Source organism: Pseudomonas sp. LBUM1653 (assembly GCF_059716115.1).
Genome location: NZ_CP166803.1, coordinates 445927 through 461855, shown reverse-complemented (window position 1 = coordinate 461855; position 15929 = coordinate 445927). Strand labels below are relative to the sequence as shown.

18 protein-coding genes are annotated in these 15929 nt (G+C 61.7%); 15 read left to right on the top strand and 3 right to left on the bottom strand.

From position 1 onward, the window contains the following. Both ACA054_RS02150 and ACA054_RS02145 read right to left on the bottom strand, forming a co-directional pair. Entirely contained in the window at window positions 1-402 is a 402-nt protein-coding gene (locus ACA054_RS02150) for a helix-turn-helix domain-containing protein (protein ID WP_497687981.1), read from the bottom strand. Further along, window positions 399-695, bottom strand: coding sequence for a type II toxin-antitoxin system HigB family toxin (locus tag ACA054_RS02145; protein ID WP_497687980.1), 297 nt, complete (start codon window positions 693-695; stop codon window positions 399-401). Before ACA054_RS02145 ends, ACA054_RS02150 begins: the two co-directional genes overlap by 4 nt. 191 nt (window positions 696-886) lie before the next feature. Here ACA054_RS02145 and trxC point away from each other — a divergent pair, with 191 nt between their 5' ends. After that, window positions 887-1321: a thioredoxin TrxC gene (gene trxC / locus ACA054_RS02140; RefSeq protein ID WP_497687979.1), complete on the top strand. Its 435-nt coding sequence runs from the start codon at window positions 887-889 to the stop codon at window positions 1319-1321. 49 nt (window positions 1322-1370) lie between these two features. On the opposite strand, the gene ACA054_RS02135 is transcribed toward trxC, so the two are convergent. Beyond that, on the bottom strand, window positions 1371-2141 hold the full coding sequence (locus tag ACA054_RS02135) for a ParA family protein (protein ID WP_497687978.1): 771 nt from the start codon (window positions 2139-2141) through the stop codon (window positions 1371-1373). 357 nt (window positions 2142-2498) lie between these two features. Here ACA054_RS02135 and ACA054_RS02130 point away from each other — a divergent pair, with 357 nt between their 5' ends. The 14 genes from ACA054_RS02130 (at window position 2499) to ACA054_RS02065 (ending at window position 15897) form a co-directional block, all read left to right on the top strand. Next, complete coding sequence (locus tag ACA054_RS02130; protein ID WP_497687977.1) at window positions 2499-3224, top strand: beta-ketoacyl synthase chain length factor; 726 nt, start codon at window positions 2499-2501, stop codon at window positions 3222-3224. After that, window positions 3200-4009, top strand: a complete 810-nt coding sequence (locus ACA054_RS02125) for a lysophospholipid acyltransferase family protein (RefSeq protein ID WP_497687976.1) — start codon at window positions 3200-3202, stop codon at window positions 4007-4009. Before ACA054_RS02130 ends, ACA054_RS02125 begins: the two co-directional genes overlap by 25 nt. Further along, entirely contained in the window at window positions 3990-4250 is a 261-nt protein-coding gene (locus ACA054_RS02120; RefSeq protein ID WP_497687975.1) for a phosphopantetheine-binding protein, read from the top strand. Before ACA054_RS02125 ends, ACA054_RS02120 begins: the two co-directional genes overlap by 20 nt. A gap of 9 nt (window positions 4251-4259) precedes the next feature. Then, window positions 4260-4514: an acyl carrier protein gene (locus ACA054_RS02115; protein ID WP_497637618.1), complete on the top strand. Its 255-nt coding sequence runs from the start codon at window positions 4260-4262 to the stop codon at window positions 4512-4514. Next, window positions 4511-5056 (top strand): COG4648 family protein, encoded by a 546-nt coding sequence (locus ACA054_RS02110; protein ID WP_497687974.1) that lies wholly within the window; start codon window positions 4511-4513, stop codon window positions 5054-5056. The genes ACA054_RS02115 and ACA054_RS02110 overlap by 4 nt, the downstream gene beginning before the upstream one ends. After that, on the top strand, window positions 5053-6732 hold the full coding sequence (locus tag ACA054_RS02105) for an ApeI family dehydratase (RefSeq protein WP_497687973.1): 1680 nt from the start codon (window positions 5053-5055) through the stop codon (window positions 6730-6732). Before ACA054_RS02110 ends, ACA054_RS02105 begins: the two co-directional genes overlap by 4 nt. Window positions 6733-6863: 131 nt before the next feature. Further along, window positions 6864-7598, top strand: a complete 735-nt coding sequence (locus tag ACA054_RS02100) for a glycosyltransferase family 2 protein (RefSeq protein WP_497687972.1) — start codon at window positions 6864-6866, stop codon at window positions 7596-7598. Beyond that, on the top strand, window positions 7595-8536 hold the full coding sequence (locus ACA054_RS02095; RefSeq protein WP_497687971.1) for a lysophospholipid acyltransferase family protein: 942 nt from the start codon (window positions 7595-7597) through the stop codon (window positions 8534-8536). Before ACA054_RS02100 ends, ACA054_RS02095 begins: the two co-directional genes overlap by 4 nt. Continuing rightward, window positions 8517-10061: an HAL/PAL/TAL family ammonia-lyase gene (locus ACA054_RS02090; protein WP_497687970.1), complete on the top strand. Its 1545-nt coding sequence runs from the start codon at window positions 8517-8519 to the stop codon at window positions 10059-10061. The genes ACA054_RS02095 and ACA054_RS02090 overlap by 20 nt, the downstream gene beginning before the upstream one ends. Then, a complete protein-coding gene (locus ACA054_RS02085; protein ID WP_497687969.1) occupies window positions 10054-10479 on the top strand; it encodes an acyl-CoA thioesterase in 426 nt (141 codons plus the stop codon). The genes ACA054_RS02090 and ACA054_RS02085 overlap by 8 nt, the downstream gene beginning before the upstream one ends. Then, window positions 10476-11183, top strand: a complete 708-nt coding sequence (locus ACA054_RS02080) for an outer membrane lipoprotein carrier protein LolA (RefSeq protein ID WP_497687968.1) — start codon at window positions 10476-10478, stop codon at window positions 11181-11183. The genes ACA054_RS02085 and ACA054_RS02080 overlap by 4 nt, the downstream gene beginning before the upstream one ends. Further along, window positions 11167-13506: an MMPL family transporter gene (locus ACA054_RS02075; protein ID WP_497687967.1), complete on the top strand. Its 2340-nt coding sequence runs from the start codon at window positions 11167-11169 to the stop codon at window positions 13504-13506. Before ACA054_RS02080 ends, ACA054_RS02075 begins: the two co-directional genes overlap by 17 nt. Further along, window positions 13503-14663 carry a cation:proton antiporter gene (locus ACA054_RS02070; RefSeq protein WP_497687966.1) on the top strand — a complete coding sequence of 387 codons (1161 nt, stop codon included), beginning with the start codon at window positions 13503-13505 and terminating at the stop codon, window positions 14661-14663. The genes ACA054_RS02075 and ACA054_RS02070 overlap by 4 nt, the downstream gene beginning before the upstream one ends. Next, window positions 14650-15897: an NAD(P)/FAD-dependent oxidoreductase gene (locus ACA054_RS02065; protein WP_497687965.1), complete on the top strand. Its 1248-nt coding sequence runs from the start codon at window positions 14650-14652 to the stop codon at window positions 15895-15897. The genes ACA054_RS02070 and ACA054_RS02065 overlap by 14 nt, the downstream gene beginning before the upstream one ends. The last annotated feature ends 32 nt before the right edge of the window (window positions 15898-15929 follow it).

The window sequence follows — 15929 nt, the reverse complement described above, 5'->3', positions numbered from 1 at the left end:
TCAGATAAAAGTTTCCACTGACGTCCCGAAGCGCTCGGCCAACCAGCGGATCTGCCGTAGGTTGAGCTGACGTTTGCCACTCAGAATCTCGGAAACAACCGATTGGGTACCGACACCGGGCAGGTCACTCTGGGTCAGGCCGTGCTCGCGCATCAAGTAGCCGAGGACATCGACACCGCTGGACTCGGGCATAGGACGATGCTTGTGATCCCACTCCTCGATCCAGTCTCCGATGATGTCTACAAGGCTCATTAGTGGATGCGACTCGTCATCCCCGGTTATCTCGAGCAATTCATCGAGCGCGAGAGCCAGCCTGTCGTAGTCGTCTTCATTTTTCGGTTTCCGCAGCAATGGCGAGACAAACTCCCAATGCTCAGCAGCCTGCTTGATCAATACACTCATTCACTTCCCTCCTTCCATTTTCCTCGGTCGTATTCTCGATGATCCAGCACGTATTTGATGTATAGCTTCTGACTCCGATACCTGACAAATGCAATCAAGCGCAGCTTGTTTCCACCGATATCGAATACATGAAACTCCCCGACCTTGTCGGTCGCAGAAAACAACGATCTCATGGCGGCAAAATCACAAGGACTGTTTCGCTTTACCACTCGATACCAATGATCAAGCGCAGTCGCAGAATTTGGCCATTTCTCCTTGGAATCCCAAATTCGTTTTTCCGATAACACACGCATGCAATCTCCTTATCGCATTTTGCTATGGACGAGTTAAACACAGACCGCAAATATCGCAAGTTGCGATAATTCTAAGCCGACCAATGGTACGTCGACGCTCTATTAGCCTAGATACGCTGCGCTCAACCGGACGATTGAAAATATGAGCAAACGTCTCCAAATAGCAGTGAGCTTCTCAACAGGATCAAATCATGACCGACCCACTCCTCATCCCCTGCCCCCACTGCAACGGCCTCAACCGCATCCCCGCCGAGCGCCTCAGCGACCATCCCAAATGCGGACGCTGCAAGGCCGAGGTCCTGCTGAACAAGCCTTTCGAACTCAAGCAAGGCGATTACGCCAGTCAGATCAAGGGCGATCTGCCGCTTTTGGTGGATGTATGGGCAGACTGGTGCGGGCCGTGCAAGTCGTTTGCGCCGGTATTCGAGCAGGCGGCGGGGCAGTTGGCGGGCAAGTGTCGACTGGCCAAGCTGGACAGCGAGGCTAACCAGCAATTGTCGGCGCAGCTGGGGATTCGCTCGATTCCGAGCTTGATTCTGTTCAAGAACGGCCGGGAAGTGGCGCGTCAGAGCGGCGCGTTCCCGCTACCGCAGCTAATGAGCTGGTTGCGTAGCCAAGGGATTTAAAAGATCGCAGCCTGTGTAGGAGCTGCCGCAGGCTGCGATCTTTTGATCTTCAGGTGTTTTCAAGCAGGTTGTGCAACTCAACAAACTGCTGCGTCAGCTTGTGCCGCGGGTCGAGATGGATCAGCGGCGTGTTCGCCTGATGGGATTCACGCATGCGCACCGAGCTGCCCAGGTACACCGGCAGCACCGGCAGGCCTTCGGCGATCAATTCGTCGAGGATCTGCTGAGGCAGGCTGGCGCGAGCCTGGAACTGGTTGACCACGATGCCTTCGACTTCCAGGCCTTCGTTGTGGTCATCTTTCAGTTCTTCTATTTCGGCCAGCACACCGTAAAGCGCTTGCCGTGAAAAACTGTCGCAATCAAAAGGGATTAACACACGATCAGCGGCAATCAACGCAGAAATCGCATAAAAATTCAGTGCCGGAGGCGTATCCAGATAGATCCGGTCGTAATCTTCATCAAGCTCTTCGAGCAATTTGCGTAGCTTGTTGATCTTGTGCTTGGCCTCAAGTTTGGGCTGCAAGTCCGCCAGCTCGGCCGTGGCGGTGATGACGTGGAGGTTGTCGAACGGCGTTTCGTAGATGTCCACCTGGTTTTTCCGGGAGAAAGGCCCGGAGGACAAGGTCTGCTTGAAGAAATCGGCAATACCCATCGGGATATCGTCACCGGTGAGTCCCGTCAGGTACTGAGTGGAGTTGGCCTGGGCATCGAGATCGACCAACAGAGTGCGATAGCCCTCGCTGGCGCTGACCGCCGCCAGATTGCAGGCAATACTGGATTTGCCCACACCACCTTTCTGATTGAACACCACGCGCCGCATTGCAAAACCTCCGTGTATCAAAGAATGACCGAGTGTAGTGGTGCACGGCATGGCTTCGCTACCTCGCAGTCACAGGGACTACACAGTCATCAGCCTTTTCTTGCCGAAAAAGCCGCAGGAGTCTCGGTGAACCCAGGCCAAAGCCGACAGACGGCCGATGAAAAAACGCGAATAATTGCCAAACGTTCAGTTTTTGCGTACCGACCGATACATCTCACTGAGCAAAACGTAACCAGTATTTGCTACACGTTCGTCGCACCGGGATAATGCGCACCACTCGGCGCCCAAGCGCCACGCAGGGTGTGCCGTGCCATTGCGCCACTCACCGCGTCAGGAAGCCTGCAAGGGCGGGATTGAATGTCTGTGATCAATTTCAACATTGCCCAGTGGCGCGCTTGGGCCCCGGGGCTTGAAAGCGTGGATGACTGGCAGGCCTGGTGCCGTCAACCGTTGATGTTGCCGGCCAGCGATGCCGCACCCGATGTCTCGTTCCTGCCAGCCATGCAGCGTCGACGGCTCAGCCGTCTGGCGCGAATGGCATTCAGTGTCGGCTGGCCATTGGCCGAAGGTCGTCAGGACTTGCCATTGGTCTTTGTTTCCCGTCACGGCGAAACCCCGCGCACCTTCGACATTCTAAGCGACCTGGCCGTTGACCAACCGCTATCCCCAACCCAGTTCAGCCTGTCGGTGCATAACGCGATCATCGGCCTGTGGTCGATCATGCGCGGTGAAACCAGCGAAATGACCGCCCTGGCTGCCGCTGGCGACGGCCTTGAACACGGCATGCTGGAGGCTGCGGCCCTGCTGGCTGAAGGCGCGCCCGCGGTATTGCTGGTGGTCACCGAAGAGCAACCGCCGCAGGCCTATTCGGCGTGGATCGACGATGTGCCCTTCCCTTATGCCGTCGGCCTGCTGATTACCCCGGGCAATGACTGGCAGTTGTCCCTGAACAGCGTCACGGATGCGTTGTCCAAAGCTCGCTGGCCGCACGCGTTGAATCTGTTGTGCACGCTGCTGGGCCCGCAAACCACCTGCCAACATGCCTGGAAAAATCGTGTATGGACCTGGCAACGCAGCCTGTGACTGAAAAAAACCGCGATGCCTATTATTGGCGCCTGCTGGCCACTGCCGCGAGCTTTGCCCTGTTCGGGTTGGGTGGCCTGTGCCTGCGCCTGGTGATTTTCCCGCTGCTGGCCTGCCTGCCGGGTGATGCCCAGACCCACCGGTTGCGGGCGCGTCAAACTGTCAGCCGCTGTTTCTGGCTTTTCGTCCGCTTCATGGCCCGCACCGGCGTGCTGACCTACGAGATTCAAGGGGCGGAAAAACTCGGGCGGCCGGGCCAGATGATCATTGCCAACCACCCATCGCTGATCGATGTGGTGTTTCTGATCGGGCTGGTGCGCCACGCCAACTGCGTGGTCAAGCAAAGCCTTTGGGATAACCCGTTCACCCGCACCCCCCTGCGTCGCACCGAATACATCAGCAACGACGGCAGCATGGACATGCTCGATGCCGCCGCCGATGCGCTGAAACAAGGCCAGACCCTGATCATCTTTCCCGAGGGCACGCGCACCCAACCGGGCCAGGCGCCCGCCTTTCATCGGGGAGGAGCGGCAATTGCCGTGCGCGGTGCGAAAATCCTCACCCCCGTGGTGATCAGGGTCAGCCCGACCACACTGACCAAGGCCGAGCCCTGGTATCGGATCCCCAAGCGCCGCGTACACTTCAGTTTCCGCGTCGGAGCCGATATAGACCCCCAGGCCTTCGCAGCGCTAGGCCCGCCCCCTCAGGCCTCGCGCAAGCTCAACGATTATTTACACTCTTACTTTATTAAGGAGCTCGCCGAAGATGAGCGATCTGAACCGTGAAATAAAAGATCTGATCATTGACGCCCTTGGCCTCGAAGACATTAGCGCCGAGGATATCGGCGACGATCAGACCCTGTTCGGCGAAGGCTTGGGCCTGGACTCAGTGGACGCCCTGGAACTCGGCCTGGCCATCCAGAAAAAATACGGCATCAAGATCGATGCCGATGCCAAGGACACGCGCAATCACTTCAGTAACGTGGCGAGCCTTGCGGCCTTCGTCACTGCAAAACAGGCAGCTTGAGACCGGACCATGCAAACTCGTGACGACATTTTCAACACCCTGCGCGAAGCCTTGGTCGAGCTGTTCGAACTGGACCCCGAACGGGTGAGCCTCGAATCCAACCTGTACCAGGATCTGGAAATCGATAGCATCGACGCGGTCGACCTGATCGATCACATCAAGCGCCAGACCGGCAAGAAAATCGCGGCCGAAGAATTCAAGTCGGTGCGTACTGTCAGCGACGTGGTCGAGGCGGTCTACCGTCTGGTTCAACCGGCCGCATGAGTCGACTGATCGGCCTCTGCCTGCTGCTGGCGGGCTTGCTATACCCTTTTGCGGTGTATTTCGGCATGGAGCATTTCGCCCCGTGGCAGTTCGGACTGCTGCTGGGCAGCCTGTGGCTGGCCCGCGCGCTGACCGGGAAGCGACGGCCAGGTAGTTCGTGGATGGCTGGCGTGGCCATCCTGTTCTGCCTGTTGCTGGCGCTGTTCGACAGTCCGCTGCTGCTGCGTTGGTATCCGGTATTGATCAGCGGGTTCATGCTGGGGCTGTTCGGACTGAGCCTTAAGTACGGCCCGCCGATGGTCGAACGCCTGGCCCGCCTGCGCGAAGCGCATTTGCCGGTCCAGGCCATCCGCTACACCCGCCAGGTGACCATCGCCTGGTGCGTATTTTTCCTGTGCAACGGGATCTGCGCTGCAGCCCTGACACTGTGGGCGCCGCTGAGCTGGTGGATGCTGTACACCGGCCTGATCTCCTACGGATTGATAGGCCTGATGTTTGCCATTGAATGGCTAATACGACAACGGGTACGAGGCCGCCCATGAACTGGATAAAACTTGAGCATCTGCTGCTCAAGGCCGAGCCGGAGCGTGCCGTGACGGCCGAACCGCAGCTCGATCACGCACAATTGCGCGAGCAGGCCCTGCGCCTGGCCGCCGGCCTGCAAACCCGGGGGGTGCGACGCATTGCCGTGCACCTTGAAGACGCCGCCGACCTGGCGATTGCCGTGTTGGGCGCCTGGCGTGCCGGGGTCAGCGTGTTGCTGCCGGCCGACTTGCAACCGCAGACCCGCCAGCGTTGGTCCGGCGAAGTGGACTTATGGCTCACCGATCAGCCCGACGATGCCCACTTGGGCGATTACCAGGATGCCCCCCTTGGCGCCGCCGCCCTCGACCTTGAGGGTTGCTCGCTGAGCCTGTGCACTTCCGGCTCCAGCGGCGAACCCAAGCGCATCGAAAAAAACCTGCGCCAACTGGTCAATGAAGTCCAGGCCCTGGAACAACTGTGGGGTGCCGACCTGGGTTCGGCTTGCATCATTGGCAGCGTCGCCACCCAGCACATCTATGGCCTGCTGTTCCGGGTGCTGTGGCCTCTGTGCGCGGGGCGCCCGTTCGTTCGCAGACAACTGGCCTTCCCGGAAGACTTGCAGCGTGCCAGCCGGGAGCACCCGGCCTTCGCCTGGGTGGCCAGCCCGGCCCTGCTCAAGCGCATGGGCGACAACCTCGACTGGCCGGCGCTGAGCGTGGTGCGGCGGGTATTTTCTTCCGGTGGCGCGTTGCCCTCCGAGGCCGCGCAGCGCCTGCAGCAACGCCTGCATCAATGGCCGACGGAAATTTTCGGCAGTTCGGAAACGGGCGGCATAGCCTGGCGCCAGGGTCAGTCACTGTGGCAGCCTTTTGCTGACGTTCAGTTGAGCCAGGACAACGAGGGTGCTTTGCTCATCGCCTCGCCCTACCTGCCCGACGGTCATATCGAGCATACGGCCGATGCCGCTCGAATCGAGGCTGACGGCCGGTTCGAACTGCTCGGACGACTGGACCGGATCGTCAAGCTGGAAGAGAAACGGATCTCGCTGCCGATGCTGGAGCAGGCGCTGACGGCCCACGACTGGGTTGCCGAAGCGCGCCTGGGTGTGGTCCAGGAAAACCGCGCCTCGTTGGGCGCATTGTTGGTCCTGACTGACGCGGGCTTGCACGTGCTGCGCAATCAGGGTCGACGCACACTCACGGAACAACTGCGTCAACACCTGAGCCTGCATTGTGAAGCCCTGGCCTTGCCCAGACGTTGGCGCCTGCTGCAACAATTGCCGCTGAACGCCCAGAGCAAACTGCCCCAGGCCGACGTCGAAGCCCTGCTGCTGGCACCGCGCCCCAAGGCGCCGCAGGTGCTGGAACAGGTCGAAGCCAACGGTGAGTGGAGCCTGCAACTGGCCGTGCCGCCGGACCTTGCCTATTTCAGCGGGCATTTTCCCACGGCTCCGGTGTTGCCCGGTGTGGTACAGGTGGAGTGGGCGCTGCACCTGGGCCAGCAACTGATGAACCTGCCGGAGAAATTCGCCGGCATGGAAGTGCTGAAGTTCCAGCAACTGGTGCGTCCCGGCGACGAAGTCCAGCTGCACCTACGCTTCGACCCGACCCGCGGCAAACTGTATTTCGCCTACCGCAATGAAACCGCCACCTGTTCCAGCGGGCGAATTTTGCTGGAGACGAAAAATGCATAAGTTTGGTGAGTGCTGCGCACTCAATCGCGAGCAAGCTCGCTCCCACAGGTGGTTTGTGTCTGGCGAAAATCCAGTGTGGGAGCGAGCTTGCTCGCGATGCAGGCACCACGGTTTTTCGGGCGTTCCCCAAAATGTATAACCCCTGCGCCGTCATCCCGGTCTACAACCACGAAACCGCGATCACTACCGTGGTCGATGCGCTGCTCGCCAACCACCTGCCGTGCATCCTGGTGGACGACGCCAGCAGCCCGGCCTGTGCCAAAGTGCTCGATCAATTGGCACTGCGCGACAACGTGCATCTGATCCGCCTCGCCGCCAACCAGGGCAAAGGCGGTGCGGTGATGACCGGTTTTCGCGAAGCATCGCGCCTGGGTTTCAGCCACGCCTTGCAGGTGGACGCCGACGGCCAGCACGACCTGCAGGATGTGCAACGTTTTGTCGAGCTCTCGCGCGCCCATCCCGAAGCCGTGATCTGCGGCTATCCGCTATTTGACGACAGCGTGCCGAAGGGCCGTTTGTACGCCCGCTACCTGACCCACGTCATGGTCTGGATCAACACCCTGTCGCTGCAGATTCGCGATTCCATGTGCGGCTATCGCCTCTATCCCTTGCCCCCGGTGCTGGCGTTGATCGAATCGGCGAAGATCGGCAAGCGCATGGACTTCGACTCGGACATCCTGGTCCGCCTGGCCTGGCGCGGACAGCCGATGCAATGGCTGCAAACCAGAGTCCGTTACCCGCTGGACGGTGTTTCGCATTTCCGCATGTTCCACGACAACGTGCTGATTACGAGCATGCACACCCGGTTGTTCTTCGGCATGCTGCTGCGCTCGCCGGTGATCCTCTGGCGACGGTGGCGAACATGAACGCCGACAAGCAACACTGGGCCGACCGCGAAGAGCGCGGCAGCTTCTGGCTGATGAAATTCACCGCGGTCGCTGCCAAATTGCTCGGTCGTCGACTGCTGAGCCCACTGCTTTACGGCATCGTGTTGTACTTTTTCCTGTTCGGCCGCAGCGCCCGTCATAGCGCCTGGCAGTACCAGCAACGGCTCGCCGACTGGAGCGGTCGCGACGACCTGCGCCCGAGCCATTGGCGGGTGTTTGGCCAGTTCATGGCCTTCGCCGACTCCCTGCTCGACAAGCTCGACGTGTGGAACGGCAAGCTGAGCATCGAGCAGATCGAAATCATCGACCCGGCGCTGCTGCGCAACCAGTTACGCGGCACGCGCGGGCAAATGCTGGTGGGTGCACACCTGGGCAACCTCGAAGTCTGCCGCGCACTGGCGGAGATCGGCGAAAGGGTCACCATGAACGTGCTGGTGCACACCAAGCACGCCGAGCGGTTCAACCGTTTGCTGGGCGAAGCCGGGGCGACCAACCTGCGACTGATTCAGGTCAGTGAACTGGACCCGGTGATCATGCTGCAACTGCACGAACGCCTGGAACGCGGCGAATGGCTGGCGATTGCCGGCGATCGCGTGCCGCTGCACGGCGGGCGTAGCGTGACCGTGGACTTCTTGGGTCACCCGGCAAAATTCCCGCAAGGGCCGTGGCTGCTGGCCGGGCTGCTGAAATGCCCGGTCAACCTGCTGCTGTGCCTGAAGAAACCCGATGGCGATTATCGACTGACCCTCGAACCCTTCGCTGACGCGATCACCTGGAAACGCAATGACCGTGAACAGGTCATTCATCAGTGGGCCTCCCGCTATGCCGAGCGCCTGAGTCACTATTGCCTCGAAGCGCCTCGACAATGGTTCAACTTTTACCCTTTCTGGAAGACCGATGACGACGCCAACGCTTGAGCCTGTAATCTTCGGCGAACGCCCTTTGCGCATCGACGATGTGCTGGCCCTGGCCAACCGCCAGGCGCCGACGCAGTTGCAGGGCGACCTAAAGTTCCGCCAGCGCATCGCCAAAGGCGCGCAGTTCCTTGATTCCCTGCTCGACAAGGAAGGCGTGATCTACGGCGTGACCACCGGCTATGGCGATTCCTGTGTGGTCGCGGTGCCGCTGCATCATGTCGAGGCATTGCCGCGTCATCTGTACACCTTCCACGGCTGCGGCCTGGGCAAGCTGCTTGACGCGCAGGCCACCCGCGCGGTGCTGGCGGCACGTTTGCAGTCGCTATGCCAGGGTGTGTCCGGGGTGCGCGTGGAGCTGCTGGAACGCCTGCAAGCATTCCTTGAACACGACATCCTGCCTCTGATTCCGGAGGAAGGTTCGGTCGGCGCCAGCGGTGATCTGACCCCGCTGTCGTACGTCGCCGCCACACTGTCCGGCGAGCGTGAAGTGATGTATCGCGGCGAGCGCCGGCAAGCCGCCGATGTGCACCGCGAACTCGGCTGGCAGCCACTGGTGCTGCGGCCCAAGGAAGCCCTGGCGCTGATGAACGGCACCGCCGTGATGACCGGGCTCGCCTGCCTGGCGTACGCCCGCGCCGATTACCTGCTGCAACTGGCCACGCGCATCACCGCGCTGAACGTGGTTGCGCTGCAAGGCAACCCGGAGCATTTCGACGAGCGTCTGTTCGCCGCCAAACCGCACCCGGGGCAGATGCAGGTCGCCGCGTGGCTGCGCAAGGATCTGGCCATCGAAGCGCCGACCGCGCCGCTGCATCGCCTGCAGGACCGCTACTCGCTGCGTTGCGCCCCGCATGTCCTCGGTGTGCTGGCCGACAGCCTGAACTGGCTGCGCTCGTTCATTGAAATCGAACTCAACAGCGCCAACGACAACCCGATCATCGATGCCGAGGCCGAACGCGTGCTGCATGGCGGGCACTTCTACGGCGGGCACATCGCGTTCGCCATGGACAGCCTGAAAAACCTCGTGGCCAACGTCGCCGACCTGCTGGATCGACAACTCGCGCTGTTGGTGGATGAGCGCTACAACCACGGTTTGCCCAGCAACCTGTCCGGCGCCACGGCCGACCGCGCCATGCTCAACCACGGCTTCAAGGCCGTGCAGATCGGTACGAGCGCCTGGACCGCCGAAGCGCTGAAAAACACCATGCCCGCCAGCGTTTTCTCGCGTTCCACCGAGTGCCACAACCAGGACAAGGTGAGCATGGGCACCATCGCCGCTCGTGATGCGATCCGCGTGCTGGAACTGACCGAACAGGTCGCCGCCGCCACCTTGCTGGCGGCCAACCAGGGCGTCTGGCTGCGCGCTCAGGCCGAGGATGCGCGACCGCTGCCACCGGCTCTGGCGGCCATGCATGAAGCATTGGCCAAGGATTTCCCGCCGGTCATTGAAGACCGCGCGCTGGAAGGCGAATTGCGCCTGTGCCTGCAACGTATCGCCGCACGACACTGGAGGCTGCATGCGTAGCAAGGGAGTGCTTCACACCGATACGCAAATCCTCGTGCCGTTCTTCGACGTCGACAGGATGAACGTCGTCTGGCACGGCCATTACGTCAAATACCTGGAAATCGCCCGCTGCGCCTTGCTGGACAAGATCGGCCACAACTACACAGCGATGTCCGAGTCGGGCTATGCGTGGCCGGTGATCGACCTGCAATTGCGCTACGTACGCGGTGCAGAGTTCGGCCAGAAGCTCAACGTGCGCGCCAATCTGGTGGAATGGGAGAACCGGTTGAAGATCAATTACCTGATCAGTGACCTGGAGACCGGCGAACGCCTGACCCGTGCCGTTTCCGTACAGGTCGCCGTCGACATGAGCAATCGCGAAATGCAGTTGGCCTCGCCAAAGGTGTTCACCGACGCCGTAGAGAGGGCCCTGCCATGATTTCCTGTCATGTGGGAGCGGCGATGCGGCGACCCGACTTGCTCGCGATGGTCGTTAACGATGACGCTGGGCGCCTGACACCCCGTGGCGCTCTCAGGTTTTTCGCGAGCATGCTCGCTCCTACAGTGTTCTGCGTGTTACTGGGCATTCCAGGGCTGGCCAATGCCTTCGATCTGCAACAGCTCAGCGAGCAACTGGCCAGGCCCGAGGTCATCCACGGCCATTTCATCCAGGAAAAACGCCTGCGTGCCCTGCCCCAGCCACTGACCAGCAAGGGCAGCTTCGTCCTGGCGAAAAATCACGGTTTGTTGTGGCTGCTGAAAACGCCGTTGCAACAGGATTACCGCATCACCACCACCGGCATTGCCCGGCGTGATGCCAGCGGCTGGCAGATGTTGCCGGGCAAGGGTGCCGGTGCCGAGCAGAACCGCTTGTTCCTGGCCGTTCTGCAAGGCGACAGCAGCGGACTGCAACGGGATTTCGAGCTGTCACTCAGTGGCGATGCACAGAACTGGACACTGAAGTTGACGCCGCGCTCGATGCTGCTCAAGCAGGTGTTCAACCAGATCAACATCACGGGCGGCGAACTGGTCCACAGCATCGAGTTGCTGGAAACCCAGGGCGACAGCACGCTGTTGCGTATGCAGGACAGCACCAGCGCGCAACCCTTGAGCGACACGGAGCAGCATGATTTTGCCGAGTGAACGCAGGCTGCCGTGGCTGTTCCTGATCCTGCTGCTGGCAGTGCTGGCGCTCGCCGGCTGGCAATGGCGCGACGGTGCTCCGCTGTCGGCCAACCTGATGGAACTAGTGCCCGGCACCGCGCCGGATGCGCTGGAACTGCGCGCCGAACAGCGCATGCAGGAACCGCTGAACCGCGAAATGCTGGTGCTGGTGGGCCACTCAGATCGCCAACAAGCCATTGTCATGGCGCAGACAATGGCGGATCAGTGGCAAGCCAGCGGCCTGTTCGAAAAGGTCCAATGGAACCTGCAGGCCGACCTGCCGGCCCTGCGCACGCAACTGCTGCAAGGCCGACTGGCCATGCTCGCGGCAGAAGATCGCGAGCAGTTGATCGAGCACCCCGATGCCTTTATCCAGCAACGGGTGCAAGCGCTGTTTGACCCTTTCACCGGTTTCAGCCTGGTGCCGAGCCAGGATGACTGGCTGGGCCTGACCGGGCGCATCCAGAACAGCCAGCCACAGCACGGTGCCGTGCAACTGGACCTTGGCAGTGGCGCCTTGATCGCCGAGGCGGATGGCAAGCACTGGGTGCTGTTGCGGGCGCGGACTACCGGCAATGCTTTCGACATGAACCTGCCGCTGCAGGTGGCCGACCTGCTCCAGCACAGCCGTGAGGAGGCCGCCCGGGCCGATGTGCAACTGCTCGCCGCGAGTGGTTTGTTGTACGCAGCCAACGGCCAGCGCCAGGCTTCTCGCGAGATGACCTGGGTCGGTGGCGGTGCCACCGTCGGGATCCTGTTGTTGCTGTTGCTGGCCTTCCGTCGCTGGCGTGTCCTGCTGGCGTTTGTTCCGGTGCTGGTGGGCATGCTGTTCGGCGCGGTGGCCTGCGTGGCGCTGTTCGGGCACATGCATGTGATGACGCTGGTGTTGGGTTCGAGCCTGATCGGTGTCGCCGTCGATTACCCGCTGCATTACCTGTCAAAGAGCTGGAGCCTGAAACCCTGGCACAGCTGGCCGGCGCTACGCCTGACCTTGCCGGGCCTGACCCTGAGCCTGGTCACCAGCGTCATAGGCTACCTGGCCCTGGCCTGGACGCCATTCCCGGCGCTGACCCAGATTGCCGTGTTCTCGGCGGCGGGTCTGCTGGGCGCCTATCTGTCCGCCGTGTGCCTGCTGCCGGCGCTGCTCAAGGGTGCCGAGCTGCGCCCGGCGCTATGGCCGTTGCGGGTTTGCGAATTTTTACTGGGTCGCCGCGAAGCGCTGCTCAGGCATTTGAGCACGCCCGTATTGCTGGCGCTGCTGATCGCTTTTTGTGTCGGCGGCCTGGTGCAACTCGAGACCCGGAACGACATCCGCCAGTGGGTGGGCGCCCCGCAGCAGTTGACTGACGAAGCGCAGACCATTGCGCGAATCACTGGCTATCAACCCACCAGCCAGTTCTTCCTGGTGCAGGCGGCCGACCAACAGCAATTGCTCGAACGCCAGAGCGCCCTGAGTGACCGCCTGGATCAGTTGGTCAACCTGGAGAAACTCCAGGGCTACCTGTCGCTCAATCAACTGGTCAGCCCGCCCAGCGAACAGCGCAAGGTGCGCGACGCGTTGAGCAGCTTGCCCGCGTTCTGGCAGCCGTTGCTCGATGTCGGCGTACCGGCGCAGGCGCTGCAAGCAGAGTTGAGCCAATTGCAGGCACTGCCCGTCGAAGACATCGACAGCGCGCTGGCCGGTCCGTTGGCCGAGCCTTATCGCCTGTTGTGGCTGGGGCCGACCGCTGACGGCGTGGCGGCGATGGTCAGCTTGCAGGGCCTGAACAATCCTGCCCTGTTGCGGGTCCAGGCCGAGGATTTGCCAGGCGTGCAACTGGTGGATCGACTGGGTGAGTTGAACAGCGTGTTCGCCGCCACCCAGATCAGTGCCGCAGAACTGAAACTCGCCTCCTGCGTGCTGATCGTGCTGGTGCTTATCCTGCCGTTCGGTCTTGGCGGCGCGCTGCGCATTGTGTCCCTGCCATTGCTGGCGGCATTGTGCAGCCTGGCCAGTCTCGGCTGGCTGGGGCAGCCGCTGACCCTGTTCAGTCTGTTCGGCCTGCTGCTGGTGACAGCGATCAGCGTCGACTACGCCATCCTCATGCGCGAACAGGTCGGCGGCGCCGCCGTGAGCCTGCTGGGTACCTTGCTGGCCGCACTGACCACCTGGCTGTCGTTCGGCCTGCTGGCGGTGTCGAGCACACCCGCGGTGAGCAACTTCGGCCTGTCAGTGAGCCTGGGCCTGATCTTCAGCTTCCTGCTCGCGCCGTGGGCCGGTCGCCAGGTGCATGCCGCCAGCCTCACGGAACCGACAACATGATGATTGCGCTGTTTTGGGCGATGGCTCTGGTACTGTTCGCCGTAGCGACCCGGGTCGGTCGCCATTTCGGCCTGATTCCAATCGTCAGCCAGTTGTTGCTGGCGACCCTCGGCTTGCCCCTCCTGATGTATTTCTGGATCGAACCCCAATGGCAACTGAGCGGCGCGGCGCTGGTGTCACCGGCCTGGCTGAAGCATCTCTACAGCCTGAGTTTCGCGCTGCTGCTGGGCTACATCCTCAGCGATGTGATCGATCTGCAACTGGACCGCCAGAGCCTGAAAATCGCCCTGCCGAGTTTCTGCGTTCCGTTCGCCTGCGGCCTGGCCACGGCCATCTGGCTGCTGCCGCCGCAACCCTGGATAAGTTCGCTGGCGGTCGGCCTGCTGTTCGCCATTACCGCGATTCCGGTGTTGTACCTGTACCTGCGGCACATCGCTTACCCGCACGCTGCCACCCGGCGACTGGTGCAGACCGCGATCATCATCGACCTGGCTTGCTGGACCCTGTTCGCCTTCGCCCAGGGCAGCCTGCACCTGAGCAGCCTGCTGCTACCCTTGGCCGGCGCGTGCCTGCCCGTGCTCCTGCGGTTACTGGGCCTGCGTCAAACGTGGCTGTACAGCCTGGGCTTTTTCGCGTTGCTGGTGGTCGCCGAACACTACAAGCTCAATGCCCTGATTTTCGGCATCGGCTATGTACTGATCATGACGGCGCTCAAGGCGCCGCTGGTCCTGCCGTTGCCGGCGATCTGGATGAGCCGCTTGCAGACGTACATCGCCATTCCACTGATACTCACGTTCGGTATCGTGCAGATCAACGTGCACAGCGCGATGGACAGCCTCGGCTGGACGCAGCTGGCGGCCCTGCTGCTGTTGCCGATTGCCAGCAAGCTGCTGGGCAACTGGCTCGGCCTTGGCTGGGCCGGCGCCTCGTTCCAGGGCGCCAGCCGCTGGCGGGAAAGCGTGCTGCTGAATATTCGCGGCTTGAGCGAGATCGTCTTTCTCAACCTGCTGCTGCAACAACAGCTCATCAGCCCGGCGCTGTACTTTGCGTTGATGCTGATGGGTCTGGTCGCGACCCTGCTGCCGGCACTGGCCGGCATGCACCGGATCCCATTGATAGCTGCCGCCCCGGCAAGGAGCCCCCATGCCAATCGTTGAAATGCAACGTCGTCAGATCGTGGTCATCGGCGCAGGTCCGTCGGGCGCCATCGCCGCCGCATTGCTCAAGCGCAAAGGGCATGACGTACTGGTGATCGAGCGCCAGCATTTCCCGCGGTTTTCCATCGGCGAAAGCCTGTTGTCCCACTGCCTGGATTTCGTTGAGGAAGCGGGCATGCTCGACGCCGTCAATGCGGCGGGTTTCCAGTTGAAAACCGGGGCCGCGTTCGCCTGGGGCGAACGCTATAGCGAGTTCGATTTCGGCGACACATTCACTCAGGGCAAGCCGACGACTTTTCAGGTCCAGCGCGCCGATTTCGACAAACTGCTGGCTGACCAGGCCGCGCTGCAAGGTGTGGAAATCCGCTATGGCGAGACGATCGTCAGCGTCTATATCGATCAGGGTACCCCGCTGCTCGGCGTTCGGCGCGAAGACGGCAGCGAGTACCGCATCGAGGCTGACTTCATGCTCGACGCCAGCGGTTACGGCCGCGTCCTCCCGCGCTTGCTCGACCTTGAAGCACCGTCGAATTTCCCGGTACGCCAGGCGGTGTTCACCCATGTCGAAGACCATATCGACCACCCGAACTTCGATCGCACCAAGATCCTCATCACCACCCATCCTGTCCAGCGTGACGTCTGGTTCTGGACCATTCCGTTCAGCAATGGCCGCTGCTCGGTCGGCGTGGTGGCCGCGGCGGAACACTTCGTGGGCCGCAGCGACAACCTCGACGATTGCCTGCGCGGCTTCATTGCCGAGACCCCCAGCCTGGCCGGGGTACTGGAGAACGCGGTGTGGGACACGCCCGCACGCACCATCGGCGGTTACTCGGCCAATGTGAAAACCCTGCACGGGCCTGGTTTTGCGTTGCTGGGCAATGCGGCGGAATTCCTCGACCCGGTATTTTCCTCCGGCGTGACCATCGCCATGCGCTCGGCGAGCATGGCCGCCGCGGTGCTGCACCGCCAGCTGCAAGGCGAGTCCGTTGACTGGCAGCGTGAATTCGCCGAACCACTCAAGCGCGGGGTCGATACGTTCCGCTGCTACGTCGAGGGCTGGTACGCCGGGACTTTCCAGGACGTGATTTACTACCGTGGTGGCACTGCGGAAATCCGCCGCATGATCAGCTCGATCCTCGCCGGTTATGCCTGGGACGAGCGCAATCCATTCGTCGCCGAACCGAAACGTCGACTGCGGATGTTGTCAGAACTCTGTGCAAGGGATGCAACATGAGCGACTTGAGCAACGTGCTGCGCAAGCCCGTT

Coding starts and splice junctions, on each gene's coding strand:
- trxC (WP_497687979.1), top strand. CDS start 887: ATGACCGACCCACTCCTCATCCCCTGCCCCCACTGCAACGGCCTCAAC.
- ACA054_RS02110 (WP_497687974.1), top strand. CDS start 4,511: ATGAGTCGACTGATCGGCCTCTGCCTGCTGCTGGCGGGCTTGCTATAC.
- ACA054_RS02065 (WP_497687965.1), top strand. CDS start 14,650: ATGCCAATCGTTGAAATGCAACGTCGTCAGATCGTGGTCATCGGCGCA.
- ACA054_RS02150 (WP_497687981.1), bottom strand. CDS start 402: ATGAGTGTATTGATCAAGCAGGCTGCTGAGCATTGGGAGTTTGTCTCG.
- ACA054_RS02080 (WP_497687968.1), top strand. CDS start 10,476: ATGATTTCCTGTCATGTGGGAGCGGCGATGCGGCGACCCGACTTGCTC.
- ACA054_RS02120 (WP_497687975.1), top strand. CDS start 3,990: ATGAGCGATCTGAACCGTGAAATAAAAGATCTGATCATTGACGCCCTT.
- ACA054_RS02095 (WP_497687971.1), top strand. CDS start 7,595: ATGAACGCCGACAAGCAACACTGGGCCGACCGCGAAGAGCGCGGCAGC.
- ACA054_RS02135 (WP_497687978.1), bottom strand. CDS start 2,141: ATGCGGCGCGTGGTGTTCAATCAGAAAGGTGGTGTGGGCAAATCCAGT.
- ACA054_RS02085 (WP_497687969.1), top strand. CDS start 10,054: ATGCGTAGCAAGGGAGTGCTTCACACCGATACGCAAATCCTCGTGCCG.
- ACA054_RS02130 (WP_497687977.1), top strand. CDS start 2,499: ATGTCTGTGATCAATTTCAACATTGCCCAGTGGCGCGCTTGGGCCCCG.
- ACA054_RS02115 (WP_497637618.1), top strand. CDS start 4,260: ATGCAAACTCGTGACGACATTTTCAACACCCTGCGCGAAGCCTTGGTC.
- ACA054_RS02075 (WP_497687967.1), top strand. CDS start 11,167: ATGATTTTGCCGAGTGAACGCAGGCTGCCGTGGCTGTTCCTGATCCTG.
- ACA054_RS02125 (WP_497687976.1), top strand. CDS start 3,200: ATGGACCTGGCAACGCAGCCTGTGACTGAAAAAAACCGCGATGCCTAT.
- ACA054_RS02105 (WP_497687973.1), top strand. CDS start 5,053: ATGAACTGGATAAAACTTGAGCATCTGCTGCTCAAGGCCGAGCCGGAG.
- ACA054_RS02070 (WP_497687966.1), top strand. CDS start 13,503: ATGATGATTGCGCTGTTTTGGGCGATGGCTCTGGTACTGTTCGCCGTA.
- ACA054_RS02145 (WP_497687980.1), bottom strand. CDS start 695: ATGCGTGTGTTATCGGAAAAACGAATTTGGGATTCCAAGGAGAAATGG.
- ACA054_RS02100 (WP_497687972.1), top strand. CDS start 6,864: ATGTATAACCCCTGCGCCGTCATCCCGGTCTACAACCACGAAACCGCG.
- ACA054_RS02090 (WP_497687970.1), top strand. CDS start 8,517: ATGACGACGCCAACGCTTGAGCCTGTAATCTTCGGCGAACGCCCTTTG.